The 26,726-nt window shown below is 33.1% G+C and carries 21 protein-coding genes; 17 read left to right on the top strand and 4 right to left on the bottom strand.

Annotated elements, in window-relative coordinates; translation table 11 throughout:
- The first annotated feature begins 402 nt into the window (after nucleotides 1–402).
- Complete coding sequence (locus tag ACW2QF_RS00340; RefSeq protein WP_455713995.1) at nucleotides 403–1,182, top strand: TrmB family transcriptional regulator; 780 nt, start codon at nucleotides 403–405, stop codon at nucleotides 1,180–1,182.
- Nucleotides 1,183–1,201: 19 nt separating this feature from the next.
- Complete coding sequence (locus tag ACW2QF_RS00335) at nucleotides 1,202–2,137, top strand: carbohydrate kinase family protein (RefSeq protein ID WP_455713994.1); 936 nt, start codon at nucleotides 1,202–1,204, stop codon at nucleotides 2,135–2,137.
- 57 nt (nucleotides 2,138–2,194) lie between these two features.
- Here the strand turns inward: ACW2QF_RS00335 and ACW2QF_RS00330 are convergent, their stop codons facing one another.
- On the bottom strand, nucleotides 2,195–4,129 hold the full coding sequence (locus ACW2QF_RS00330; protein WP_455713993.1) for an endonuclease MutS2: 1,935 nt from the start codon (nucleotides 4,127–4,129) through the stop codon (nucleotides 2,195–2,197).
- A gap of 514 nt (nucleotides 4,130–4,643) precedes the next feature.
- Between ACW2QF_RS00330 and ACW2QF_RS00325 the strand changes: the two genes are divergently transcribed.
- On the top strand, nucleotides 4,644–5,630 hold the full coding sequence (locus tag ACW2QF_RS00325) for an Ig-like domain-containing protein (protein ID WP_455713992.1): 987 nt from the start codon (nucleotides 4,644–4,646) through the stop codon (nucleotides 5,628–5,630).
- A 66-nt stretch (nucleotides 5,631–5,696) separates the two neighbouring features.
- Here the strand turns inward: ACW2QF_RS00325 and ACW2QF_RS00320 are convergent, their stop codons facing one another.
- Complete coding sequence (locus ACW2QF_RS00320) at nucleotides 5,697–5,834, bottom strand: IS3 family transposase (protein WP_455713997.1); 138 nt, start codon at nucleotides 5,832–5,834, stop codon at nucleotides 5,697–5,699.
- 280 nt (nucleotides 5,835–6,114) lie between these two features.
- On the opposite strand from ACW2QF_RS00320, the gene ACW2QF_RS00315 reads away from it, so the two are divergent.
- The 12 genes from ACW2QF_RS00315 to ACW2QF_RS00260 all read left to right on the top strand — a co-directional run bounded on the left by ACW2QF_RS00315 (nucleotide 6,115) and on the right by ACW2QF_RS00260 (nucleotide 20,644).
- The gene (locus tag ACW2QF_RS00315) at nucleotides 6,115–7,032 is read left to right on the top strand and encodes an FHA domain-containing protein (RefSeq protein WP_455713991.1); all 918 of its coding nucleotides are present in this window, start codon (nucleotides 6,115–6,117) and stop codon (nucleotides 7,030–7,032) included.
- Nucleotides 7,033–7,051: 19 nt separating this feature from the next.
- A complete protein-coding gene (locus ACW2QF_RS00310; RefSeq protein ID WP_455713990.1) occupies nucleotides 7,052–8,110 on the top strand; it encodes an AAA family ATPase in 1,059 nt (352 codons plus the stop codon).
- 8 nt (nucleotides 8,111–8,118) lie between these two features.
- The gene (locus ACW2QF_RS00305; RefSeq protein ID WP_455713989.1) at nucleotides 8,119–8,271 is read left to right on the top strand and encodes a hypothetical protein; all 153 of its coding nucleotides are present in this window, start codon (nucleotides 8,119–8,121) and stop codon (nucleotides 8,269–8,271) included.
- Complete coding sequence (locus ACW2QF_RS00300; protein ID WP_455713988.1) at nucleotides 8,268–12,284, top strand: RHS repeat-associated core domain-containing protein; 4,017 nt, start codon at nucleotides 8,268–8,270, stop codon at nucleotides 12,282–12,284. The genes ACW2QF_RS00305 and ACW2QF_RS00300 overlap by 4 nt, the downstream gene beginning before the upstream one ends.
- Nucleotides 12,285–12,476: 192 nt before the next feature.
- Complete coding sequence (locus ACW2QF_RS00295; protein ID WP_455713987.1) at nucleotides 12,477–13,133, top strand: DUF6560 family protein; 657 nt, start codon at nucleotides 12,477–12,479, stop codon at nucleotides 13,131–13,133.
- 199 nt (nucleotides 13,134–13,332) lie between these two features.
- Nucleotides 13,333–13,677 carry a DUF6560 family protein gene (locus ACW2QF_RS00290; protein ID WP_455713986.1) on the top strand — a complete coding sequence of 115 codons (345 nt, stop codon included), beginning with the start codon at nucleotides 13,333–13,335 and terminating at the stop codon, nucleotides 13,675–13,677.
- Nucleotides 13,678–13,971: 294 nt separating this feature from the next.
- Nucleotides 13,972–14,889, top strand: a complete 918-nt coding sequence (locus ACW2QF_RS00285) for an ABC transporter permease (protein WP_455713985.1) — start codon at nucleotides 13,972–13,974, stop codon at nucleotides 14,887–14,889.
- Nucleotides 14,890–14,955: 66 nt separating this feature from the next.
- A complete protein-coding gene (locus tag ACW2QF_RS00280; protein ID WP_455713984.1) occupies nucleotides 14,956–16,008 on the top strand; it encodes an ABC transporter permease in 1,053 nt (350 codons plus the stop codon).
- 18 nt (nucleotides 16,009–16,026) lie between these two features.
- Nucleotides 16,027–17,037, top strand: coding sequence for an ABC transporter ATP-binding protein (locus tag ACW2QF_RS00275; protein ID WP_455713983.1), 1,011 nt, complete (start codon nucleotides 16,027–16,029; stop codon nucleotides 17,035–17,037).
- Nucleotides 17,034–18,023: an ABC transporter ATP-binding protein gene (locus ACW2QF_RS00270; RefSeq protein ID WP_455713982.1), complete on the top strand. Its 990-nt coding sequence runs from the start codon at nucleotides 17,034–17,036 to the stop codon at nucleotides 18,021–18,023. The genes ACW2QF_RS00275 and ACW2QF_RS00270 overlap by 4 nt, the downstream gene beginning before the upstream one ends.
- 138 nt (nucleotides 18,024–18,161) lie before the next feature.
- Nucleotides 18,162–19,844: a peptide ABC transporter substrate-binding protein gene (locus tag ACW2QF_RS00265; RefSeq protein ID WP_455713981.1), complete on the top strand. Its 1,683-nt coding sequence runs from the start codon at nucleotides 18,162–18,164 to the stop codon at nucleotides 19,842–19,844.
- 233 nt (nucleotides 19,845–20,077) lie between these two features.
- Nucleotides 20,078–20,644, top strand: a complete 567-nt coding sequence (locus ACW2QF_RS00260; RefSeq protein ID WP_455713980.1) for a manganese efflux pump MntP — start codon at nucleotides 20,078–20,080, stop codon at nucleotides 20,642–20,644.
- Nucleotides 20,645–20,737: 93 nt separating this feature from the next.
- On the opposite strand, the gene asnA is transcribed toward ACW2QF_RS00260, so the two are convergent.
- Nucleotides 20,738–21,748, bottom strand: a complete 1,011-nt coding sequence (gene asnA, locus ACW2QF_RS00255; RefSeq protein ID WP_455713979.1) for an aspartate--ammonia ligase — start codon at nucleotides 21,746–21,748, stop codon at nucleotides 20,738–20,740.
- A gap of 151 nt (nucleotides 21,749–21,899) precedes the next feature.
- The gene (locus tag ACW2QF_RS00250; protein ID WP_455713978.1) at nucleotides 21,900–22,904 is read right to left on the bottom strand and encodes an asparaginase; all 1,005 of its coding nucleotides are present in this window, start codon (nucleotides 22,902–22,904) and stop codon (nucleotides 21,900–21,902) included.
- Between the two features lie 271 nt (nucleotides 22,905–23,175).
- On the opposite strand from ACW2QF_RS00250, the gene ACW2QF_RS00245 reads away from it, so the two are divergent.
- The gene (locus ACW2QF_RS00245) at nucleotides 23,176–24,906 is read left to right on the top strand and encodes a glycoside hydrolase family 13 protein (RefSeq protein WP_455713977.1); all 1,731 of its coding nucleotides are present in this window, start codon (nucleotides 23,176–23,178) and stop codon (nucleotides 24,904–24,906) included.
- Nucleotides 24,907–25,120: 214 nt separating this feature from the next.
- On the top strand, nucleotides 25,121–26,542 hold the full coding sequence (locus ACW2QF_RS00240; protein ID WP_455713976.1) for a spore germination protein: 1,422 nt from the start codon (nucleotides 25,121–25,123) through the stop codon (nucleotides 26,540–26,542).
- Nucleotides 26,543–26,726 lie beyond the last annotated feature (184 nt).

Raw genomic sequence — 26,726 nt, 5'->3', positions numbered from 1 at the left:
ACAAATTACTTTATTATTTTCATTAGCGGATTTTCATGTTTTGGAGTCAAATCTCAATTTTTCATATTGTATTAGGTTTTCATATTGTTTTAGTTTTCATATTGTTTAAGATTTTAATTTGTAATAAATTTTAATATTGCATTAAGAATACAAATCTCCTATGCGCTTCGTTATTACGTTGCGCTTTTTTTATTGTAGAAGGAATTTTATGAATCATACATTGATTTATAGTTATGTGTTATCTATTGAGGTTATAGAAGAGACCGTAATATTAGACTAAGGAATTTTTAAATCAAAAATAGAGTTATAATAAGAAATATTAATAAATAAATTGACAAATATATAAATCGTCTTATAATAGTAGTATAATTTATACCACTATTATTTTTTGGAGGATATATTTTGGAAGATTTAATAACCTATCTATGTAATTTACATTTTACAAAATTAGAAGCACAGATTTATATAACCTTACTTGAGGGGGGAGAATTAACTGGATATCAAATAGCCAAGAAGATACATATATCAAGATCAAGTGTATATTCCGTGCTTGATAGTATGCATGAGAGAGGAATTCTGATGTTATTACCAGGAGAACCGCTAGTATATAAGGCTGAAAATCCAGATACTTTGATACCTAAATTAAAACGTCAATTTTCTGAGAATGCGGATGTGGCACAATTTAAATTAAAGAACATTGCCAAAGAATCAGGGGAAGAGCAGTTCTTTAATATAAAGGGATATGATAATGTTGTTGACAAAGCGAGAGAGCTATTATTACAAGCGGAAAAAGAGGTATATTTGAATACTGATTTTTCCCTACATTTGTTTGAGAAGGAGTTTAAGATCCTTAATGAACGTGGTGTACGTATTATTGTATTCTCTTTTGCTAATCTAAATACTAGTGGTCTTAATATTGAGTTCTACTCACATCATAGGGGAGAATGCGTTGAGGGATATCCAACAAGAATGATGCTTGTTACGGATATGAACGTAACTTTAGTTGCAGATGCTTACAAGGACCGACCAGAATTTCTTGGTACGGTTACTAAGAACAGTTTAATGGTATCTATTATATCAGAGCACATCCATAATGATATTTATCTATTACGATTAAAAGAAAAGAAAAACTTTGTGTTTGATGAATCAATTACTATTGGAACCATGCTTGAAAATAGATAATAAAAGAGGAGGTATAAATATGGGTAAAGTTATAATTTCAGGTCTTGTGAATGTGGAAACAACAGTTAAAGTGCGTGAATTCCCAATACCATATTATCCAATTGATTTCTCAACAGATGGGGTTAGTACAGGAGTTTCAGGAGTCGGCTATAACTTGGCAAGAGCATTTCAGAAGTTAGGTGATAACGTTTCTGTGATATCATTCATTGGAGAGGATGAGGAAGGAGATCGGATAGAGCGTGAATTTAACTCTTATGGGATTGAGACGAAAGGAATCAAAAAAGAATTAAAGAAAACACCACAATCTGTAATACTCTATGAGGCAAGTGGAAGAAGACAGTGTTATTGCGACTTGAAGGATGTACAGGAACATAGCTATCAGATGGATGACGGGATTGAAGAGTTAGAACATGCAGATTTACTGTGTGCTTGTAATATTAATTTCTCTAGATCACTATTACAAGAAGCAAAGAAAAGGAATGTCTTAATTGCAACGGATGTACATGTACTAGGAGATATAGAAGATGAGTATAATAAAGAATTCATGGAGGCAGCAGATATCTTATTCTTAAGTGATGAAAATATACCAAGTTCTCCAGAAGAATTTATTATAGAGTTAAAAAATAGATATAATATAAAGATAATTGTTATAGGGTTGGGAAAAAAGGGAGCTTTGTTATATAGTAGAGAGAAAGATAGAATTATTCATATAGGTGCAGTTACTACTAGAAATGTTATTAATACGGTTGGCGCTGGAGATTCACTTTTTAGTTCCTTTTTACATTGTTATATTAAAGGGCTGGATGAGATTGAGGCAATCAAATATGCAGTGACTTTTGCATCTTATAAAATTGGTGATAATGGAGGAGCAGTAGGTTTTCTATCAGAGGATGAATTGTTCAGCCTGTCAAAGAAGCTTACATATGATATCAAAGAGGTTAGATATAAAGGTTGATTTATAGAGTAAAAGGGATTGTTGCTATTTAGCTACAATCCCTTTATGACTCTTCTTTTAATCAATATTAACAGTTGTATTCTTTCGATACATACGATTTGTTTGATGACGGGTTTTTCTAAGTTCTACGCTATCGAATAGAATAGAAAAATCATAGTCAGCTGGATATAACTCGGTAGCGGGTGTTTTTAATTTAATACGCTTATGGTTAATCAGTTGTTTCTTACCACGAATTTGTACGCCAATCTCACCTTGATTAGTTGGATGTGGTTCATATACAATTCCTAGAATCTTTTGAGGATATACGATAACACTATCACCTATATGGTATGTCTTTGCTTTTGTCTTATCTTGATTCTTAGGTTTGGTTTTTACTAGGGGAGATGAATTATTAGTTCGAGGTGTTTGATTCATTTGTTTTTGGGGTAGTTCATTCACTGTCTTTTCTTTATAAGCATAGTGCCTTGCTATATTTAACATATGGTCTGGTAATCCAAGCCGTTTGGCTATATATAAGGCACAACTTTCACCAGCTTCACCAATTATTAATTGATACAATGGACGTAAACTTTCACGATCAAATGCCATTCTGGCATTTATTAATCCTTCTGTTTGGGCTACATACTCCTTTACTTCTGGGTAATGAGTAGTAGCAATAAATCTACATGGGATGGAGCGAAGTTCCTCTAATATGGATATAGCAATTCCCATTCCTTCGGCGGGATCTGTTCCTGAACCTAGTTCATCTAATAATACGAGACTTTCCACAGAAGCTTCCTGTATGATGTGGATAACATTTGTAATATGAGATGAGAAGGTGGATAGATTATGAGTAATACTTTGACCATCTCCAATATCACATAAAACCATATTGTGCATCGCGATTACACTAGTATTTTTAGCTGGAATGTGAAGCCCACATTGAGCCATTGTTGATAGCAGTCCAACTGTTTTTAGAGCGACTGTCTTACCACCGGTATTCGGGCCAGTGATAACGATACCTGTTGTATTCTCATCCATATGAAAGGTAAGTGGAACACATTCGCTTTGATTTAGTAGTGGATGTCTTCCTTCTTCAATACGAATAGTATGATTGGTTGTTATAGTTACTTCATGAGCATCTAAGTCAGCACTTAATTTGGCTTTTGCAAAGATAACGTCAAGGCTTGTCATAACTTCCATATTGGTACGCAATGCTTCTATTGAATCTGTTACAAAAGAAGTAAGAATATAAAGAATCTTACGGATTTCATTGTCTTCCATAATACGAAGGGTACTGATTTCTTCTTGAAGTTTGGATACAATAGTTGGCTCAATAAAGTAAGTTGATCCTGTGGCTGACATATCAATAACACTTCCACTAACTTGATGTTTGTATTCTTTTTTCACAGGAAGTACAGAGTGTCCATTTCTAGTAGATACATAGGAGTCTGTAAAGTATTCGCGTTTACTACGTAGTAGTGACTCTAATTTCTGCTTAATGGTAACTTGTGAATTTTCAATCTTTCGTCTAATATTTCTTAAGTCCGTGGATGCACTATCATCTACTTGGTTATTGTATATTGATTTATTCAGTTCCTCATACAAAGCATCAAGTGTATCAATGGAATAAGCATAGGAAGTTAGTGTAAGTTGTAGGTCATTGCCACGTTCTAGGTAGCGTTTTAGACGTTTGCAACTTGTTATAAATTGAATAATTATAGTAAGTTGTTCTGGTAATAGAACGCCATCCTGCTCACATAGTAGTAAGATATCTTTCAAGTTTTGCATGGTTGATAATGGAGGATTACCTAGGTAATCGTAGAGTTTTCTACCTTCTGTTGTCTCTTCCATTTTACGACGAGCGTCATCCTCTCTTAGATAAGGGCGTAGGGAGGATAGTTGTTCTTTGGCAGAGTCACTTACTGCATATTCTGTTAGCGTTGATATGATCTTATCAAATTCTAGAGTTAATAGGTTAGAGTCAAGTGCTTTTATTATATTAGTATTCATTTCATAATCATTCTTTTCTTTTTAATATGATTAATTAGTTTTATATTCTTGGGGTTTACGTATGTTGAGTATAATAAGAACCCTACAGATTCAGCGCGCTTATTTTCCAAACGCAAAGTCCTAAATCATGCGAAAGACATGCAGCTAGTGCGTTACATACAAGATAAAAAAAGGTACAAAAAAAGATTGAAAGACACACTCTCAACCTTATCTTGTCAAACAAGTAATATTAAAAGATATTGTATGTGGCTCTATAAAAGGGCAGAGTACGAGCAGGAATCTGCAATCGTCTCATCATTACTATTTAATTCGTAATCACCATTTTATAAACCGTTAACATACAACACCATCCTTTCAAATTTAATACAAAAACTATAACATAGAACATTCTATATTGTCAACTGTAAGTAGTTTTTCGTATTGACACTATAATCGTCACATTGATATAATAGTACCAATTAATACATATTAATTATATAAGATGAAAATATGCGAATAACCAAGGAGAAATATAATGAACCCAAAGAAGAAAAATGTAAGAAGAATTAGCATCTTATTATGCTTAATTATGGTTGTTTCTATACTTGCGCCAACAGGGCAGGTAACAAAAGCAGCAACTGCTTTGGATAAGACCTTGATTAAGGTAATAAAAGGTGGAAAAGAGCAATTAAAAGTTAAAGGAACAAAAGCAAAAGTTACTTGGAAATCTGCAAACAAATCGATTGCAACAGTTGATAATAAAGGATATGTTAAAGGAATCAAAAAAGGTTCTACAAAAGTATATGCTACTGTATCTGGAAAAAAATATACTTGTAACGTTAAGGTTGAAAATGTTTCTATCAGTTCGAAGTCTAAAACAGTATCAGCGGGAAGCAGTTTTACCTTAAAGTTAAACGGAAACACACAAAAAGTTTCTTGGTCTTCAAGTAATAACAAAGTTGCAAGTGTTACTTCATCTGGTAAAGTAAAAGGAGTGGCAGCAGGTAAGGCAACAATCACAGCAAAAGTTGATAATAAGAAGTTAACTTGTACAGTAACAGTTAAGAAAAAGTCAACTAAGAGCGAATTAGAATCTATTCATACAGCAGTAAAAGAAGCGTATGGTGATAATTATAGAGCAAAAGTATCTATGTCAAAGGATGAGCTTTCTGAAATTGTTGGATTAAAATCCAATCTATATGATGATGTAATAGCAGAAGTACCATTAATGAGTACTAGCGTAGATCGATTCATAGCTGTCAAACCAGCAGCTGGTAAGAAAGACGAAGTGAAACAAGTGTTAGTAAAATACAAAAAGTACCTTGAGGAAGAAGTGCTCCAATATCCGATGAATATGCCTAAAGTAAAAGCATCAAAAGTTGTGACAGTTGGGGATTATGTATTCTTTATTATGTTAGGAAAGATGAATGACTCTGAAGAGGATGAAGGTAAATTACTTTCTTTTTATGAAGGTCAAAACGATATTGCAATAAAGGCAATAAAAAAAATAATGAATAAGTAATATTAATGAAATCAGGTAATATTACAAAACTTAATTATAAAAATAAAGGGATATAAGTAAAAGGGGTTAAGCAGCTCCTTTTAGAAGATGACTTCGATATTGTTTCGGAGTCATCTTTTTTAATCCCCATTGATACCTATCGTTATTATAATACTCTAGATACTGCTTTGTGAGGTAAAGTTTTTTGTAAAAGTAGAATTTTATGTTTAGTGCAAAACTTTTTTGTTATAGTCAATTAGGATGACTATATAATACATTTATTGACAAAAATATTCTTGTTATGGTATTCTTATATATGTTAATTTGTGGAATTATTTAGAATCTGATATTATACGCAATATATCAGTGGATTATGAACGGAGAAACAGCAATTGAAATTGCTGTGCTATATAAAGAAACCTTAGGGCTGTTTATCAGAAGCAACACTTTATAGGTATAAGGTTTTACTTGTAATAAACAGTTGTTTAGGAAGGAAGGTAGTTTTATGTATACATTGAAGGATAAGGGAATTCTCTTGGAAATAGAAAGTGGTAACAATCTCGGCTATGTATTGGAGAATAATGCACATTTTATAAATACAGATTATAAGGTTTTACAAAGTCAAACAAGTGGAATATTTGTTCAGTGTATGAAGATGCTATATAACGGGAAAATGGAATTATATTATGTAACTGATGATTACCGTCCAATGTCCTCTATCTTTACAGGAATTACGCCAGATACCTTTATTACTATAGTTGTAAACCTTCTTGAAAATGTTATAGAAGTTCGAAATAATGGCTTTCTAACTTGCCAGAATATTGATTTGTCATGGGATAGTATTTTTTTGGATGTAAGTACATTGAAGGTTAAATTAGTATATTTTCCAATTAATGAAAAAATATTTGATGGCTATGCAGAGTTTGAAAGTGAACTTCGCTCCAGTCTTGTGAAACTTATTAATAAGGTGGTGACAACCGCAAATGACAGGATAGAACAGCTTGTAATGGATTTATGTAATGGTTCTTTGGAATTAGAAGATGTTTACAATAAGTTGAGAGGTGCAGGAACAAAACAAATTATTAAGCAGAAACAAGGAAACGGGGATAATCCTACAATTGTTGGTAATAGTATTCGTATTGTTGCAATGGATGTGCCTAAGTATTTTGAAATCATTATGGATAGAGAAGAACTTATTATTGGAAAGAAAGCAGAGATTGTGGATGCAGTGATTCCATTTAATAAGATGATTAGTAGAAAGCATTGTAAAATCACAAGACGTAATGGCGTTTTTTACATTTCAGATGAAGGCAGTGTGAACGGAACTTATATAAACAGAACACGTATTGTTCCATATCAGCAGTGTCAGATAAAAAGAGGTGATACTATTCGTTTAGCTGATAGCGATTTTTTGATAGTTTAGAAATAAGGAAGGTGTATCTATGGCAAGACCTAGAGTAATAATTGCAGATACGGACGCAAGTTACATAGTACCATTACAACTTAAGTTTGTGAAGGAATTCTTCGATCAAATAGATTTGGAAATTATAACAGATAAAGAGTATTTTGAAAAATTATTTACCAAGCCACAAAAGGCAGAAATTCTAATTATATCAGATTTGTTATATGATTCATCATTACAAAGACATAATATTGCAAATATCTTCATTATGATGGAACAATATGAAGATGGGGATACTGCTGAACCTAATGTAGTACGATTATTTAAATATACGAGTATTAAAGAAGTATTTAACGAGATAGTTGGTAAAAGTGCGGAGGCACTGAATGTTGAAAGTAAAGAAAAAAATGAAACTCAGATAATCCTTGTAACATCGGCAAATGGTGGAGTTGGAAAGACAACAGTGGCAATGGGAATTAGTGCATATCTCACAAAAAATTACAAGCGGGTATTGTATATAAATGCCAGTCGCTTGCAGTTATTTCAGCATATGCTCGATAATCAAACAACCATATCATCACCGGAAGTATATACTAAATTATCAAATTCGAGTGAAAATATTTATTCAGAGATTAAGCATGTTATTAGAAAAGAAATATTTAGTTATCTTCCGGCATTTAAAGCAGCACTCATATCTGTAGGATTAAAATATTCTATATATGAACAAATTGCTTTGTCCGCAAAAAAAAGTAATGATTATGACTTTATAGTAGTTGATGCAGAGAGTACATTTGATGAAGACAAGACAAGATTGTTAGATATTGCTGATAAGGTGATAATTGTGACAGGTCAGAGTGTTAATTCAGTACATAGCACAAATGGATTGATATCAAATATAAATTGTACGAATCCAGATAAATATCTATTTGTTTGTAATAGATTTGATAAAGAAAATTATAACGCATTGATTTCACCTGATATGATAATTAAGTTTACGGTAAATGAATATGTAGAAGAGTTTGATGTGAATGGAACTGTAAAATGCGAAGAATTATGTCAGAAAGCTGGAATTCGTAAGGTGTCATTCTTAGTAATATAGGAGGGAGCATGGAAAATAAGATAGTTATTATTTTCAACATATTAAAAAGAAATATATCTGTTGAGTTAGAGATTCCGTTGGATATTACAACAAGAGAACTAGTCATTGGATTGGATCAGGCTTTTGGTTTGGGAATAGATACTTCAGATATAAAGCAATGATGATAAAGGCTATATCTGATAATGGAGATTATTTTATATTTTCATATAATAGCGATGGATATATTGAAAAAGTAGAAGATGCAACAGGTAGAGAAATTATATTTGATTATGATAATAAATATCTTAAATCAGTGACAATGCCAGAAGGTATTTTCTTATCATACAAGTATGCAATGAATGGTAGAATAACAGAGATAGTAAATAGTCAAGATGTCATTAGCGTACATAATGATTATGATGACAGATTTAGAGTTACACAACAAAATTTCCCTGATGGTGGGAAAATGGAGTTTGAGTATAATGATGATTTAATGCAAGTTATACAGACAGAGCGTAACGGAAGTAGAACTATTTACGTCCATGATGATAAATACAGAAATACCGAGATTATATACGGAGATAATACGAAAGAGCTTTTTATATATAATGAACGTAATCAGTGTGTAAGCCGAACGAATAGAAATGGTTATACAACAAGAATGGCATATGATAACCGAGGAAATATGACTCAAGTTATCGATTCTAGTAAGAGGCGGATAAATACTACATATGATAGTGATAACAGATTAACCAACATAAGTATAAATGGAAAGCTTAGACTTAAGAATAGTTATGACAAGAAAGGCAATTTGATATACACGGAAGATGCTCTTGGAAATAAAGCTGAAATATTTTATAATGCGGAGGGAAGACCGGAAAAAGAAATAGTTAATGATGTAGAAGAAAAATATTATTCATACGATGCAAAAGGTAATCTAACCTCAATAACTAACGGATTAGAACAAACTATTACTTATTCTTACGATGCGCTAAATAGAGTAATATCTACAAAGGATGCAAACAATAATGAGATAACTTATTGTTATGATAACGCTAATCGAGTTATTAAAACTGTTAATGCAGAAGGTAATTCAAAGACATATACATATAATTCAAATGGTAAGCCAATTGAAATAGTTGATTATGACGGATATACTGTTTCTATAGAGTATGATACTAGCGGAAGACGTATTTCGGAGACGGATAAAGAAGGAAATACAACCTATTATTCATATGATAAAATGTGGAATGTTTCAGAAAAAAAGACCCCTGACAATGGTATTCGAGAATACGAATATGACCTAGATAATAATTTAGCCAAGGTGGTATTACCTCAAAAAGGTGAAATTAAATATACATATGATGCAGTAGGTAATAGAATTGCTATGACTGATCCTGAGGATAATGATACAAGATTTGAGTATAACTCAGAAAATATGTTGATTTGTGCTATGGAAGCTAATGGTGCAAAAACAAGATATGAATATGACTTAGATGGTAACTTAGTACAAATTCATGATGCGTTGGGAAATACAATATCATTCACCTATGATGATATGGGAAATAAAACTAGTTATACAGATGAAAGAGGTTATACTACTTCTTTTGAACATACACTAAATGATAAGGTAAAAAGAATTGTTTATCCAAACGGTGGGGAAACAATATATACCTATGATGAAGTAGGAAGATTAAGAAGTTATAGAGAGCCTAATGGATTGCAAGAAGAATATAGCTATGATGCTAATGGTAATTTAACAGCAAGAAAAAATGTATTGGGTGAACAAATATCAATTGAGTATGATTGTATGAATCGTGTAGTAAAAGTTATAAACGCAGCTGGAGGTGAAAAAAAGTATACTTACGATAAGCTTGGAAATATGACATCAGATACAGATGAAAACAACAAAGTTACTAGTTATGAGTATTCGCCAAATGGTAATTTAATTAAAGTAGTGGATCCTAACTTGTTTGAAACTGTATATACCTATGATTCAGTAGGGAACGTTAAGAGCATCACCAAAAAGGGAAAGGAATCTATACAGGAAACAGAATTTGAGTGGGATTTCCTTGGTAATATTAAGAAAATCAAGAATCCGCTTGGAGATGTAGAAGAGTATATATACGATAGATGTGGACATTTACTCTCCAAAATTGATCAAGACAGATATGAAACAAAGTATCATTATGATTCCGTTGGAGAAATAGATGAAATCGTATATGCGGATAAACGTAAGATGAATTTCTCATACAATATGTTAAAACAGTTAGAATCCATTACTGATTGGATAGGTACAACATCAATTAAGGTAGATCAAAAGGGTATGCCGCTTAGTGTAACTGATCCATATGGTGAAACTGTTCAATATGAATGGGGAAGCATGGGAGAGAAGAAGAAACTTATTTATCCAGATGGAGAGTGCGTACCTTATACATATAATAATGCAAATCAACTTGTACAGATGCATGATGGGAAAGAAAAGACGGAATATCAATACGATAAATTGGGGCGATTTATTGCAAGATTAATGCCAAATGGACTAAAGACAGAATATAAGTATAATGAATTTGGAAGAATTAGTGAAATAACTAATTCATCTAATCAGGAAATAGTGGAGTCATATGTGTATAAGTATGACTTAGCTGGGAACAAGATACAATCAATAAAGAAGCGTCTAAATAAGCTAGAAGATAACGGTGTGTACGATTACCGATATGACGGATTAAACAGACTTACGATGGTTAGTAAAGATGGCGTTGATCAACGTGGTTACGAATATGATGCGTTTGGTAATCGCATTCAGATGAAGGATTTCGTTCATGAATTAGAAACAAAGTACATATATAATACAAATAATCAGTTAATAAGTGAGAATAATGGAATTTCTGAGAACTCATATGATTATGACAGAAGAGGAAATTTGAACAAGATCTATAAAGATAGCAGAATTATTAAAGAATTTATATATGACTCAGCTAATAGAATGAGCCAAGTGAATATGAGCTCAAAATCAGAAAAAACAAAAACCATTTCATACTACTATAATGGATTGGGAAAAAGAATTGGAACAAAAGCAACAGGTGATGGTAGGTGGAATGATGTAAGATATACCTTAGATTTGACACGAAAAAGCAATAATATACTTGGAAGAAAAGATAGTACAAACCAGATCCAACAATTGTTTTATTATGACGGAAAAGTTATGGGAATGAAATCGAATGATTATATGTCATATTATATGTCTGACGATCATGGTAGTCCAACAATTCTGTCTGGAGATAGGACAATGCAACACTTTAGTTATGACGAATTTGGACTATCACCTACGAATGATTTTTCTGAACAACCGTTTGGATATACGGGCTACCAATATGATGAGTGTGATATGTATTATGCTCAAGCCAGAATGTATGAACCTAGATTAGGTAGATTTAGCAGTGAAGATAGAGTGAGGGGATTCATTTATCAACCTGTAACCTTAAATAGGTATTCATATTGTTGTAATAAACCAGAGGATTTTGAAGATGATGACGGAGAATGGTTGACTGCTTTAATCGGTGCAGCAGTTGGTGGAATAGTTTCTGCAGCTGTTTCTGTTACAACACAAGTTGTTGATGGTGTGAAATCAGGAAAGAGTATAGGTGAAAGTTTTGGTAGTGTTGATTACAAAAAAGTAGGAATAGAAGCAGCCAAAGGAGCCGTCAAAGGAGCAATAGCAGGAAGTGGTGTGGGAATTGTTGTGCAAGCAGCTTCAGGCGCCGTTGTAGATATGGCTGGTGATGTTGCTGAGCAAGTTATTGTAGATGGAAAAGATATTAAAGATGTTGATGTTTCAAAAGTAATTGAAACTGGTGTAATTAGCATTGGAACTACCCTGACCGTAGGTGTAGCTACAGATGCAGCAGTAAATGTAGCTTCAAAACAAATAGGGAAATATGTAAGCACAGATATGTCGAAAAGAGGTGAATTTTTAATAAGGGCAATAAAGGAACTTGATAACAAGATTCCTGGAGTAGCAAGGGATAAGGTAAAAAAGAAATTAAGTGCTAGCTTGGGAAGAAAGGTTGCTGAACTTAAGTTTATTGTAGGTAATTTGGCTCTAAGCGAGGGAATTAAAGATGCTTTCGGCGGAACAGCAGATTGGATTATAGGTGGTGCAAACGAGCAGTCTAGTTGCGGATTACCTAGTTAGAGAAAGAATCTAATGTTTTAAGATTAAGGATTGATTACATTCAAAGGTTTTGCTTTTTGAAAGTTAAATATTTGAATGTATACATCTACAAAATATGTTATAAAGCAGGAGAAGCTATAAATAGGGATATTGTTACGATAAGTAAGAGATCCTAAAAATAATACAAAATATCATTTTTCGAAAAGGAGTAATATGGAAAATATTATTAGTAATATAATTATATGGGTGGTCGTTCCTATTATAATAGTACGACTGACTAAAACCAATTCGAACAGAAAAAAAGTAAGCGAAGTAGAAAGTGGTAAAAGCAACTTTTTAGAAGAAGGAGAAGAAGAACCAATAGAAGATAGAAAGCCAAAAGAAGATAGAAAGCCAAAAGAAGATAGAAAGCCAATAGAAAATAGAAAGCCAATAGAAGATAGATTTGTGCTCGAAGTTGGGCATAAAATAAGATTAATACCCATAATAGGGGGAATATTTTTTGGAATTATTTTTGTTATAAATATTGGTACATATGTAGGAGGATGGGATCTAGGTAAAGGAATAGATTTAGGCACTGTTATATTCTTTGGAATGTTTGTATTACTTTATTTAGCTATGCTTTTGGCTATTACGGGTTGGAGATTAACAGTTGATAAAGATACTATTTACTATAGGAATTACTTTTTTGTCACAAAGAAATATAAGTTCTCGGATTTGGACAAGCTGGTTTATAAAAAGAGCGGTAGCATTGTTGCTTATCGAAAAGGGAAAAAGATCTTTCTAATAGATTTTATTATATGGTCTAAAATAGATTTTATATATCAGGCCAGAGTATATAATGTGGATATAGTGCACTATATTAAGTAATTATCCATCTTACGGCAAGCGTCATCTACTCATAGATAAAGTCATAGGGTAGATATCTGCACCTTGGCAGTCGATGGGAATAATTGTATGGGCAGCTCTTTTTCTGGTAGAAGTTGGAGAAGTAGAAGACAAAACATTATTGTATGAGTAAAACATTTTGATAAAAATATAATAATGTTACTCAGTGAAAAGGAAAAATATGGAAGGTGTTATTAGAAACATGATTGTAACGACAATTATTATTTTAATAATGGGATCACTGAAATTTGTTTTTGCTACTGCCTTCTTTGTTATGAGTTGGAGAATAACAGTTGATAAAGATACTATTTACTACAGGAATTATTTTTTTATCACAAAGCAATATAAGTTTTCAGATTTGGACAAGGTGATTGAAAAAAAGAACCATAACATTATTGTTTATCGAGAAGGAAAAAGAATATTTTCAATAGATTTTACTTTAGAGAATGGACCTTACTTTTTACATCAGGCCAGAGTATATAATGTGAATATAGTGAATGATAAGAGGGACACTTTATATAAATAAGCGATGATACATAAATAAGTTAGGTAAAATGAAACATACAAAATATGATAAAGGTAAATCACTTACTTTTACAAAAGTTAAGATGATATTCAAGTAAATCCATTTAAAAAAGTGACATAAGTAATACTAATAATATTAATAAAATTAACTAATATAACAAAATATAATTAATAAAATTATGAATTGTGAGTAAAAAAGTAGATATTGAATAATATCTACTTTTTTTTAACTTTTTTTCTAGATGTTGTGATATAATTATGAAAATATACACAAAATGGTAAAAAGGAGAAGGATATGGTTAAGTATATTACGAAGCGCGTAGGATTAGCAGTAATAACAATTTTTGTAGTAGCTACACTTACGTTTTTTCTAATGAATATGGTTCCTGGTGGCCCATTTTTATCCGAAAAAGCAGTAAGCCCTACGGCACAAAAAGCACTAGAAGAAAAGTACGGTTTGGATAAGCCTCTATCACAACAATATTTAACTTATATGAAAGATGCGTTACATGGAGATTTTGGAGAGAGTTTAAAGCAGAGAGGAAGAACGGTATCTTCTATTATGTTCTCTAAGTTCCCTGTTTCTGCAAAAGTAGGTGGTATAGCGGTTTTGGTTTCCTTGATAATTGGAATCCCGCTTGGTTGTATAGCAGCAGCTAAGAGAGGAAAGGTTACAGATCACATTATTTCCATTGTATCAACATCAGGCATTGCTATACCAAGTTTCCTAGTCTGTACGGTACTGTTATATTTTCTTGGAGGTAAATTCAAATTGTTACCTACGTATGGTATTGGATCATGGAAGAATTATATTATGCCGGTTATATCATTAAGTCTCTATCCAGCTGCATATATTACGAGATTAATGAGATCCTCGATGCTTGAAGTACTTGGGCAGGATTATATACGAACAGCTAGAGCAAAAGGAGTAAAAGCTTTTTTAAGGATGTTCAAACATGCACTTAGAAATGGTTTGCTTCCTGTAGTTACATATATTGGACCAATGCTTGCATATACTCTTACAGGTAGTTTCGTAGTTGAGAAGATATTTACGATACCAGGGTTAGGCGGAGAATTCATTAGTTCAATAACAAATCGTGATTATACCGTTATTATGGGAACTACAATTTTTCTAGCCACAATTTTAGTATTTATGAATGTTATTGTTGATATTATCTATAAAATAGTAGATCCAAGAATTACTTTAAAATAGATCGAAGTTAAGAAAGGAGTCACATACGATTAGAAGAGAAATATTTAATTCGTATTGAAGAATGATATGAGAGAAAACCCTACAACAGTAAGCTTTCATGCAAAGTATAAACCAGAAGATTTTTTACCAGCTTCTGAAGATGACAAGAAAAGTCAAGTTGTTATGAGAGAAAGCGTTGGATTCTTGAAAGATGGTTTACAGAGATTATGTAAAAATAAAGTAGCGTTAGTCAGCTTAATTATAATTATTCTAATTATGATATGTTCCTTTATTGTACCATCTTTTTATCCATACGATTATAAAACACAGGTAAAAGGTTCGGAAAACTTAAAGCCAATGCAATATTCTGAAAAAGAGCAGGAACGTATAGACGCAGGAGAAAATGTATTTCCGCATATACTAGGAACCGATAAAATGGGACGTGATTATGCCATTCGTGTAATGATGGGAAGTAGAATATCATTACTAGTAGGATTGATTGCTACAGCAATTATCTTTGTTATTGGTACAATATTTGGTTCTGTCGCTGCTTTTTTCGGAGGATGGACAGATTTAATTATGATGCGGATTGTGGATATTATATATACCATACCAGATATACTGTTAATTGTTTTGCTTTCGTTCGCACTTAAAGATCCTTTAAGTAAGTTATCTACGGTAAGAGGATTTCATTGGATGCAATCGGTGGGATCCAATTTAATAAGTATATTTATCGTATTTGCATTACTCTACTGGGTAGGTATGGCAAGAATGGTACGTAGCCAGATTTTAATGTTAAAAGAGAGTGAGTACATAACAGCAGCAAGAGCATTAGGAGCAAGTAGTGGGCGAATTATTCGTAAACATCTATTAACTAATTGCATTGGTACATTAATTGTAACAACAACATTACAAATTCCTTCTTCTATTTTTACAGAAAGCTTCTTAAGTTTTCTAGGTTTGGGTGTTGCAGTGCCATTACCTTCTTTGGGAAGCTTGGCAAGTGATGCAATTAACGGTATGGAGTCGTATCCATATTTGTTGTTCATTCCAGCAATACTAATTAGTCTTATTATATTGAGCTTTAATTTATTAGGTGATGGTCTAAGAGATGCATTTGATCCTAAGTTAAAAGACTAGAAGAAAGGAAAAAAGAATATGAGTAAATATTTAGTAGATGTTCAGCATGAACGACTTTCTTTCTTTACACCAGCAGGAGAAGTAAAAGCGTTAAATGATGTATCTTTTCATTTGGAACCAGGAGAGGTACTAGGAATCGTAGGAGAAAGTGGATCAGGTAAATCAGTAACCGCATATAGCCTTATGGGATTAACATCTCATCCAGGAAAGCTGATCGATGGAACAGTAGAGTTTAATGGACATTTAATACATGAAATGAATGAAAAACAAATGTCTTTGATTAGAGGGAAAGAGGTAGCAATCATTTTCCAAGATCCTATGACAAGTTTAAATCCAGTTTATACAATTGGTAATCAAATTATAGAAGCAATTCGCCTACATACCGAGAAGAGTAGAAGTCAGGCCAAGGAAAGAGCAGTTGAATTATTAACTTTAGTAGGTATTAATGAGCCTCAAAAACGATTGAAACAATATCCACATGAACTATCAGGTGGTATGAGGCAGCGTGTTATGATTGCAATGGCCTTAGCTTGTGAACCCAAATTATTAATAGCCGATGAGCCAACAACAGCTTTAGATGTAACAATTCAAGCGCAAATCTTAGAGTTAATGATGGAACTAAAAGAAAAATTAGGAATGGCAATTATCATGATAACACATGATCTTGGAATTGTAGCTAATATGTGCGATAAAATTGCCGTTATGTATGCAGGAGAAATCATAGAGTATGGTACATGTGATGATATATTCTATAATCCAAAACATGAGTATACAAAAGGACTATTAGAGAGTATCCCAAGAATTAATAGTGATGAACATGAGAGATTAATTCCAATTGAAGGAAATCCTGTTGATTTATTAAATCCTCCAAGTGGCTGCTCTTTTGCACCTCGTTGTAAAAACTGCATGAACATATGTTTAAGTGAGAAGCCTCCAATTACTTATTTCGATGATAACCATTATTCATATTGCTTTATGAATATAAAAGAAAATGTAGTATTGAAGGACGTAGAGGAGGAAGCAAAGTGAGTAATAAGTTAATAGAAGTAAAACACTTGAAACAGTACTTCCCAGCAGGAGGGGTTGGTAAAAATAAAAAATTTGTTAAGGCAGTAGATGATGTATCGTTCTACATTAACAAAGGAGAAACCTTGGGCCTAGTAGGAGAAAGTGGATGCGGTAAAACGACCACAGGTAGAAGTATTCTACGATTATACGAGCCTACTGAAGGCAAGATTATATATGATAATAATGTAATATTTGATAGTGAACAGAAAATCCATGTAAATATGTTACCTTACAGAAGGAAGATGCAAATCGTTTTCCAGGATCCGTATGCAAGTTTAGATCCAAGAATGACGGTGGGGGATATAGTAGGCGAGGCAATTGATATACATAAGTTGGCGGCAGATAAAAAGCAACGTTCAGAAATGATTCTTTCTATGCTAGAAAAAGTAGGACTGAATTCTGAACATGCCAACAGATATCCTCATGAATTCTCAGGTGGACAAAGGCAAAGAGTTGGAATTGCAAGAGCGCTTGCTGTAAATCCAGAGTTTATCGTGTGTGATGAACCAATATCTGCGCTTGATGTATCTATACAAGCGCAAGTAGTAAATATGTTTGAGGACTTACAATCAGATATGGGGTTAACCTATCTGTTTATTGCACATGATTTATCTGTTGTAAAACATATATCGGATCGAATTGGTGTTATGTATCTTGGAAAAATGGTTGAATTAGCAGATAGTAATACGATAGTAAAGAAATGCTTGCATCCATATACCAAAAGTTTGATATCAGCCATTCCAGTGCCGGATCCCAAAGAGGCAAGAGAAAATAAAAGAATTATATTACAAGGTGATATACCAAGTCCTTTAAATCCACCAAGTGGATGTCGCTTTTGTACGCGATGTCCTTATGTAACTGAACAATGTAAAGTGGAAGAACCAGAATGGAAAGAGGTTGAACAAGGGCACTATATCGCATGCCATAATTATGAGAAGATTAATTAATAGGTGGTATTGACAGTCTAAGCTTGCTTATTCTGATTAATATAAATAAGAACAAAATAATTTGTTTATATCTACACTATTGATATAGGTAGCTGAATGAATAATCAACGAATTATTATAAAAAAGGGAGGTTTTAAAATGAAGAGAAAATTATCTATAATTTTCGCAGTTGCATTAGTAGTAGGTTCTCTTACTGCTTGTGGAGGAAAAAACAATACAAATAAAACTCCAGCAGATCAAACTACAACTACTGATGAAGGAACAAAAGATGGTAGTACAACCAGCACAGAAGGAAAGCAACTAGCAGTACAAGTTGGTCCAAACCCAGAGACAATCGATCCAGCACTAAATAGCGCTGTTGATGGTGGTAATATGATCCTACATAGTTTTGAAGGATTATTAATTATCGGAGAGGATAATAGCATTCAACCAGGCCAAGCTAAGACTTGGGAAGTATCTGAAGATGGTTTAACATGGACATTCCACTTACGCGACGGTCTTAAGTGGTCTGATGGAAGTGATTTAACAGCAAATGATTTCGTATACAGTTGGAAGAGAGTTGCTGATCCTGAAGTTGCAGCACCATATGGAGAAACTGTTTTAGGAATGGTCAAGGGATTTGATGAAGCTACTACTGGAAACTTAGATGCTTTAGGAGTTTCTGCTCCAGATGATAAAACATTTGTAGTTAATTTAGAAAATCCATGCTCTTACTTTGAATCACTAGCAGCTTTTGCCACATTATCACCGGTACAACAGGCAACTATTGAAAAGAATGGCGATGCATGGGCAGTATCAGCAGATACATACGTATCCAATGGACCATTTTATGTAACAGAATGGGTACCAGATTCTCATATTATTATGAGTAAGAATCCTAATTATTGGAACGCAGATGCAATCAAATTAGGAAGTATTAAATTTGTTTTAATGGAAGACTCTAATGCAGCTTACAGTGCATACAAATCAGGAGAAGTGTCGATGATTAAGGATGTTCCAACAGAAGAGATTCCAAATTTAAGTGATAACTCTGAATTCAATGTAGAACCGATAATCGGTACATACTACGTAAACTTGAACTTAAATGATCCTGCTTTTGCAGATTCAAAAGTACGTAAAGCATTGAGTCTCGCTATTGACCGTGAGTATTTAGCCGGTACTCTAATGCAGGGTACCTATACAGCAGCTACTAATCTATTAGGACCTGGTTGGAGCGATGTAAACAACACTGAGTTTTTAGATAATGCAAATGGAGGAAATCCATATCTCGATAATAGTAATTTTGATGCAAACTTAGAAGAAGCTAAGGAATTACTGTCTGAAGCAGGTTATCCAAATGGAGAAGGTTTCCCTACAATTACTTATTCCACAAATGATACAGCATATCATAAAGTAGTTGCAGAATACTTACAACAGGCATGGGGAGAACTAGGAGTTACAGTAGAAGTAGAGATTCTTGAATGGAGTAGTTTCTCTGCAGAACGTCGTAATGGAAATTATATGGCAGCAAGAAATGGTTGGGTAGGAGACTATAGTGATCCATCTAATATACTAGACCTTTTTATGACTGGTAATGGTAACAATGATGGTAAATTCAGTAATTCAGAATTTGATGCAGCAATGAAAAAATCAAGAACTACATTAGATGAAAATGAACGTTCACAGGCTCTTCATGAAGCAGAAGATATTCTCATGGAGGAAGTTGGTACTATTCCTTTAGCATATTATAACGACTTCTGGTTGCAGAGCTCAAAGATAACAGGTTCATGGCATTCACCATACGGTTATTGGTACTTCATGTATGCTGATATTACAGAATAAATGCATAGATTTTCTTGACAGATGATTAATTATTCTCTATAATTTAACGAAGATAAGGGAGTAGTTTGCACGTAGTGTAATAAAGTCAACATACTGATGGAGAACATCTGGCTTTATTTTAAATAATGAGACTTGTCTGCAGTATTTTTATTGCAGATAAGTCTCTTTTAAATTGCTCACTTTGTTCTATCATATTATACAACTTAATTAAGTAAGAGAAAGGATTTGTATCTATGACTTTTATTGAATTATTCTTATTAGCGGTTGGGTTATCCATGGATGCTTTTGCAGTTTCTATTTGTGAAGGATTATCTATGAAGAAGTTGAATTTAAAACGTGCTGGAATACTTGCAGTATTTTTTGGAGGTTTTCAGGCAGGAATGCCTTTATTAGGTTACTTACTTGGAAAGAATTTTCAACGGTATATAACCTCTATTGATCATTGGGTTGCCTTTGTATTACTTGCTTTTATTGGTGGTAATATGATTAAAGAAGCGTTAGACAAGGATGACGAGAAGAAAGAAGAAAAGAAATTTTGTCTTAAGTATGTTACAATTTTAGCAGTTGCAACAAGTATTGATGCACTTGCAGTAGGTATAACATTTGCTTTCTTACAAGTTCAGATAATTCCAGCAGTCTGTCTAATTGGTATTACGACATTTGTTTTTTCCTTCATAGGTGTGAAGATTGGCAATGTGTTTGGTACCAAGTACAAATCAAAAGCTGAATTACTTGGTGGTATAATATTAATTATAATAGGTCTTAAGATTTTAGTAGAACATCTTGGATTAATAGGATAGAGATTACTAATAAAAAAGGTATGGTTGTGCAAAGAATTATTTGTACAACCATACCTTTTTATATAAGTTTATAAGTTGTGAGTTAATTTATAGTTATAGTAATGCAATACCATTTGCTGTTGCATATTCGAACATATCATCAGGCCAGATTGAAGCTTGCACTTCACCAATATGTGCTTTACGAAGGAAGAACATACAGATTCTTGATTGTCCGATACCACCACCGATGGTATATGGTAATTCACCATTAAGTAATGCCTTTTGGAAAGGTAAATTAGCGCGGTCCATACAATCGCTGATCTTTAGTTGTTCTCTTAGAGAGTCTTCATCAACACGGATGCCCATAGAAGAAAGTTCAAGAGCAATATCGAGGACAGGATAATACATAATAATATCACCATTTAATGACCAATCATCATAATCAGGTGCACGACCGTCATGTCTCTCTCCTGATTTTAAAGCCCCACCAATTTGCATAATGAAGATTGCACCTTTTAACTTGGCAATCTTATATTCTCTCTCTTTTGGTGTACTGTCTGGATACATATCTTCTAATTCTTGGGTTGTTATGAAAGAGATCTCTTCTGGCATAATTGGATTTACATATGTATATTTATCACATATAAATTTCTCAGTTGATTTTAGTGCATTATATACTTTCTTAACAGTATCTTGTAATGTCTCTACTGTACGAGTTTCTTTGGTAATGATCTTTTCCCAATCCCATTGATCAACGAAGATAGAATGAATGTTATCGGTATCTTCATCACGACGAATCGCATTCATATCCGTATATAAGCCTTCACCAACAGAAAATCCGTACCGTTGTAAGGCAAGACGTTTCCATTTAGCTAATGAATGTACGATTTCTGCGTTAGCGTCATTTTGTTCTTTAATTCCGAAGCTTACGGGACGTTCTACTCCGTTTAAGTTATCATTAAGCCCAGTTTCTGGTTTAACAAACAGGGGAGCAGATACTCTTGTAAGGTTTAATTCTTTTGCTAACTCTTTTTCGAAAAAGTCTTTTACATCTTTGATTGCGACTTCTGTTTGTCTTATGTTAATAGCTGGTTGATAACCATCTGGTATAATAAGATTCTTCATTTTGCGTCTTCTCCTTAATATTATTAAATATTCTACACACTTTATAATTTTATCACTGTGTAGTGATAAAAAACTTAATTTATTATACCATAAACTATTAGTATGGAAAATAGGTAAATGGATTTTATAAGTTTTTTAACGTTGCATAATGCTATAATTTAATCTCACCAACTAGATTAGTTGAGAAGATGGTTCTGATTTCATCTAAATCGTTTGTCTGTCCCAGAGCCCACATAAGTTTTGTTACGGTCGCCTCTGTAGTCATATCATAAGCTTGGATAACCCCTGTTTCTAGTGCTTTTTGACCAGCTTGGTAGATGGATAAATCACTACGTTCATATAGGCATTGGCTAGATACAACGACAGGTATATTATGATCTACTAATTTCTGCAGTTTCGGTATAAGGTCACGGTGAATAAAATGTAATCCACCAGCTCCAAAGGCCTCAATTACAACACCTTTATAATTCATCTCTAAGAGCATGTCAAAAATTCCTGGGTTTAGTCCTGGAGTTAATTTAATTAAGAATACTTCTGAACAAACAGAATCTTTTAGTTCAACTTCCTCATCCGTATCAGATAAAAGTTTATGGTTAATATTAAGCCCATTGGAATCAATAGTAGCCACGTATTTGCAGTTAACACTTTCAAATGCATCAAAACCAGTTGTGCGGACTTTAACAGCTCGACATCCTAAGATAATCTTGCGATTAAATGCTAAGAAGATTCCTGGAACTCCAGCTGCAGCCATTGCAAAGGCACAACGGATGTTGTCCGTGGCATCTGTTAATGGATGTAATATGGGTAACTGAGACCCCGTAACTACTACAGGGATGGGAATGTTTTGAAGCATATAAGAAAGTACACTTGTGGTATATGCCATTGTGTCAGTACCATGTGTAACCACAATTCCATCGTAATCATGGCAAGAATTATATATATGGTTAGCGATTAATTGCCACTCCTCAGGTTGTATATTAGAACTATCTAAATGAAGAATATCTTTTGCAGTTATATCATAATTCTCATTCAATCCTGTGATCTTTGAGAATAAATTATCAATACTTAATGCAGGAATCAATCCTTCTTCACTCGTTTGCGATGCAATTGTTCCACCAGTTGCAAGCACTAAAATCCGTTTTTTCTCTTGTATCATTTTATCATCCTCCATTAATATCTACATATATATATGAAAAATCCCCAATAAAGGTATCTTCTATTCTGATAAAGTATAGCAAAATCAATGATAAAATACAATATGTAAATAAAAGTAAGACAATGTATATTAATTTAATTAACCTACTAAATCTTTGATGTTTTTTAAACATATTACGAAAAAATACGAAAATTATAATTGACAATTTTTCTATCTATGATATTATATTAGTAGTACATAATAAACTACTATTCATAGGAGGTAAACAAATATGATTAAACAAGGGATATACCATACACCAGACGTACCATATGCTTATGCAATTGAACAGAATACATTATATTTAAAAATTCAAACGGCGAAAGATGATATTAAAAATGTTTATGTTTACTATAAAGATAGACATCATTACGAGAAACCATTTAGTCAGGTTTCTATGAATCGTACTGAGGGAAGTGAAAACTTCACTTATTATGAGGTGGAGCTAGTTAATGTAGATAAGAAGTTTCGCTATTTTTTTGAATTAATTGATAATGAAGGAAATTGTTTTTATTATAATGAGAGAGGAATTATTAATGAAAAGCCAGATGTTCCGCAATCATTTCAATTTCCTTATCTTTGCCCAGGAGATTTCTATCATCCAGTAGAGTGGGCCAAGAATGGGGTTATGTATCAGATTTTCCCAGACCGTTTCTGTAATGGAAATCATAATAATGATCCAGAAGGGGTAAAACCTTGGGGAGAAAAAGTGGTAGGGAACCATGACTTCTTTGGTGGTGATTTAAAAGGAATTACAAAACAGTTAGACTACCTAAAAGAGCTTGGAGTTACAATCATATATACAACTCCAATTTTCCAATCTTGTTCCAACCATAAGTATAATACAAAAGATTATTATGAGATTGACCCTCAGTTTGGTACCAAAGAAGAATTAAGAGAGTTAATTGATGAAGCACATAAGAGAGGAATGCGTTTTGTATTAGATGGCGTATTCAATCATTCTGGGGATGACTTCTTTGCTTTCAAAGATGTTATGGCAAAGGGAGAAAAGTCTACCTATAAAGATTGGTATTATATTGATTCTTATCCAATTGATCAAAGAAAACTTAATTATGTAACTTTCTATGATAGATATGGGAATATGCCAAAGTTAAACATGAGTAATCCGAGTACCGTGCAATACTTCTTGGATGTAGCAAGTTACTGGTTAAGAGAATTTCATATAGATGGTTTCCGTTTGGATGTATGCGATGAAATCGATCATAGTTTCCTTAAGAAGTTCTATGAACGCGTAAAGAAAGAGAATCCAGATGCCATAGTAATTGGTGAAATCATGCATATGGGCAATTCATTCTGTAAGGGAGATGAATTAGACTCCACTATGAACTACCCATTTAGAGAATCTGTATTAGAATTCTTTGCACTTCGTAAAATGACTGCCGAGAATTTCATCGAAGCGTTGTCAATTAGACAACATTCCCTTCGTAAAGACATTCATAAACAGATGTTAAATCTTCTAGATTCACATGATACAGCCCGTTTCGTTACGGATGCTTCTGGTGAGAAGAAGAGACTTATGTTGGCAACGGTGTTCCAATACACATATTTAGGAATTCCGTATATATATTACGGAGATGAAGTAGGACTTGAAGGTGGTAACGATCCTGATTGCAGACGTTGTATGATCTGGGATAAAGAAAAACAAGACGTTACGCTATTCGAACATTTTAAGTGGTTAGCAAACATTCGTAGAGAACATAAGGAATTTGTTGACGGAGAATTTAATACACTTCTAGCAAAGCAACAATTCTTAATATATGAAAGAGTTCTTAATGATGATAAATCAATAATTATCATTAACAATAGTGAAGAAGAGAAACTTTCATATAGACTTAAAGAGGGTATGTATTGCAATCTGCTTACAAATGAAGTCTTAGAGGGTGATAGGGAATTGGTTGTTGATCCTATGAACTTTATGGTCTTACATGTTATTAATAAGTAACTTTCTAAATAAGTGAATGAAATATAATGAGCTCTTCTATATGTAGACAGTTTAATTAATAAAACTGCCAATCATATAGAGGAGCTATTTTTGTGGGAAGAAACTGCAGATTTACAAAAGAACATAAATTATGCAGTCGTATTAAACCTGAATAATTAGGAAGATTAGGTAAACAATAAGTGTTAAATACAATATAAGGAGCAAATATTAGTATATGGTAAACACGATAAGTAAAAACTTTGCAGCGAACAAAAGGCGTTTGGATGCAGAGTTAATGGTAGATGATAACTTTGATATTATTAATCGAAATATCGATATAGGCCAAAGAGAAAGTTGTATTTATTTTATAGACGGGTTTGCAAAAGATGAAATACTTGAAAAGTTAATGGAGTTCTTTTCAGATCTTAAGAAAGAAGATTTGGATTGTACACCAGAAGAATTTAAAAATAAGTTACTACCGTATGGTGAAACTGATTTGGTGGATAAGATGGATGACGTTATTACACGTATTCTCTCCGGTGTGCCTTGTTTACTTATTGATGGTTATGAAAAGGTACTAGCAATTGACTGTAGAACATATCCGGCAAGAAGTGTAGAGGAACCTGATAAAGATAAGGTCATGAGAGGTTCTAGAGATGGATTTGTAGAAACATTAGTTTCCAATACCGCACTTATTAGGAGAAGAATAAGAAATCCAAGTCTTATCATGCAGATGATGTCAGTTGGGAGTTCTTCACATACAGATATCGTAGTCTGCTATATGAAAGATCGCGTGGATGAAAGGCTATTGAATAAAGTAATAGATAAAATACAAAGTATTAAAATCGATGCACTTACTATGAATCAAGAGAGTTTAGCAGAATGTATCTATCGTGGGAGTTGGTTGAATCCATTTCCAAAGTTTCGTTATACGGAGCGTCCCGATGCTGCATCCGCTTCTGTATTAGAAGGAAAAATTGTAGTTGTAGTTGATAACTCTCCTTCTGTAATGATACTTCCTACAACAATATTCGGGATTGTAGAGGAGGCAGATGATTATTATTTCCCACCAATTACGGGAACATATCTCCGACTTTCAAGAATTATTATTAATATCATAGCCTTGGTGTTAACACCGACCTTCGCATTATTGATGCAACATCCGGACTGGATACCCAAGGGGCTAGAGTTTATTAAGATTAAGGATACCATTAATATACCTATTATTATTCAGTTTCTTATACTTGAGTTTTCTATTGATGGACTTCGAATAGCATCACTGAATACACCAAGTATGTTAAGTACGCCCTTAAGTGTTGTAGCTGCATTGATATTAGGAGACTTCTCTGTTAGTTCAGGATGGTTTAATTCAGAAATAATGCTTTACATGGCATTCGTAGCTATTGCAAATTATTCGCAAGTTAGTTTTGAACTAGGATATGCGCTCAAGTTTATGAGACTTGTAATATTGATATTAACTGGTCTATTCAGTCAGTGGGGATTTATTTTAGGTCTTGTGTTAACTCTGTTAGCAGTTATGTTCAATAGAACAATATCCGGTTATAACTATATGTATCCGCTTGTACCATTTAACTTTAGAGTGCTTGTTAGACATCTTTTTAGAGTTACTTTACCATCAAGTGAAAAAATCAGGTAGTAAAGTTCTAAGCTAGGACTAGTAAGACATATATTAGGGTATAAATGAATTATCAAGTTAGGAACTCAAACTGCGCACTTGAAGATTTCTAGGAGTAGGTAACTGCTATATAGGAAGTTTTTAAGTGTGAAGTATGAGTTAGTAGAGTAAATCAAGGAGTAGAGGAATCGTACTAAGTTAAATT

Source organism: Anaerosporobacter sp., assembly GCF_965301125.1.
This window is presented reverse-complemented; position numbering and strand designations above follow the sequence as displayed.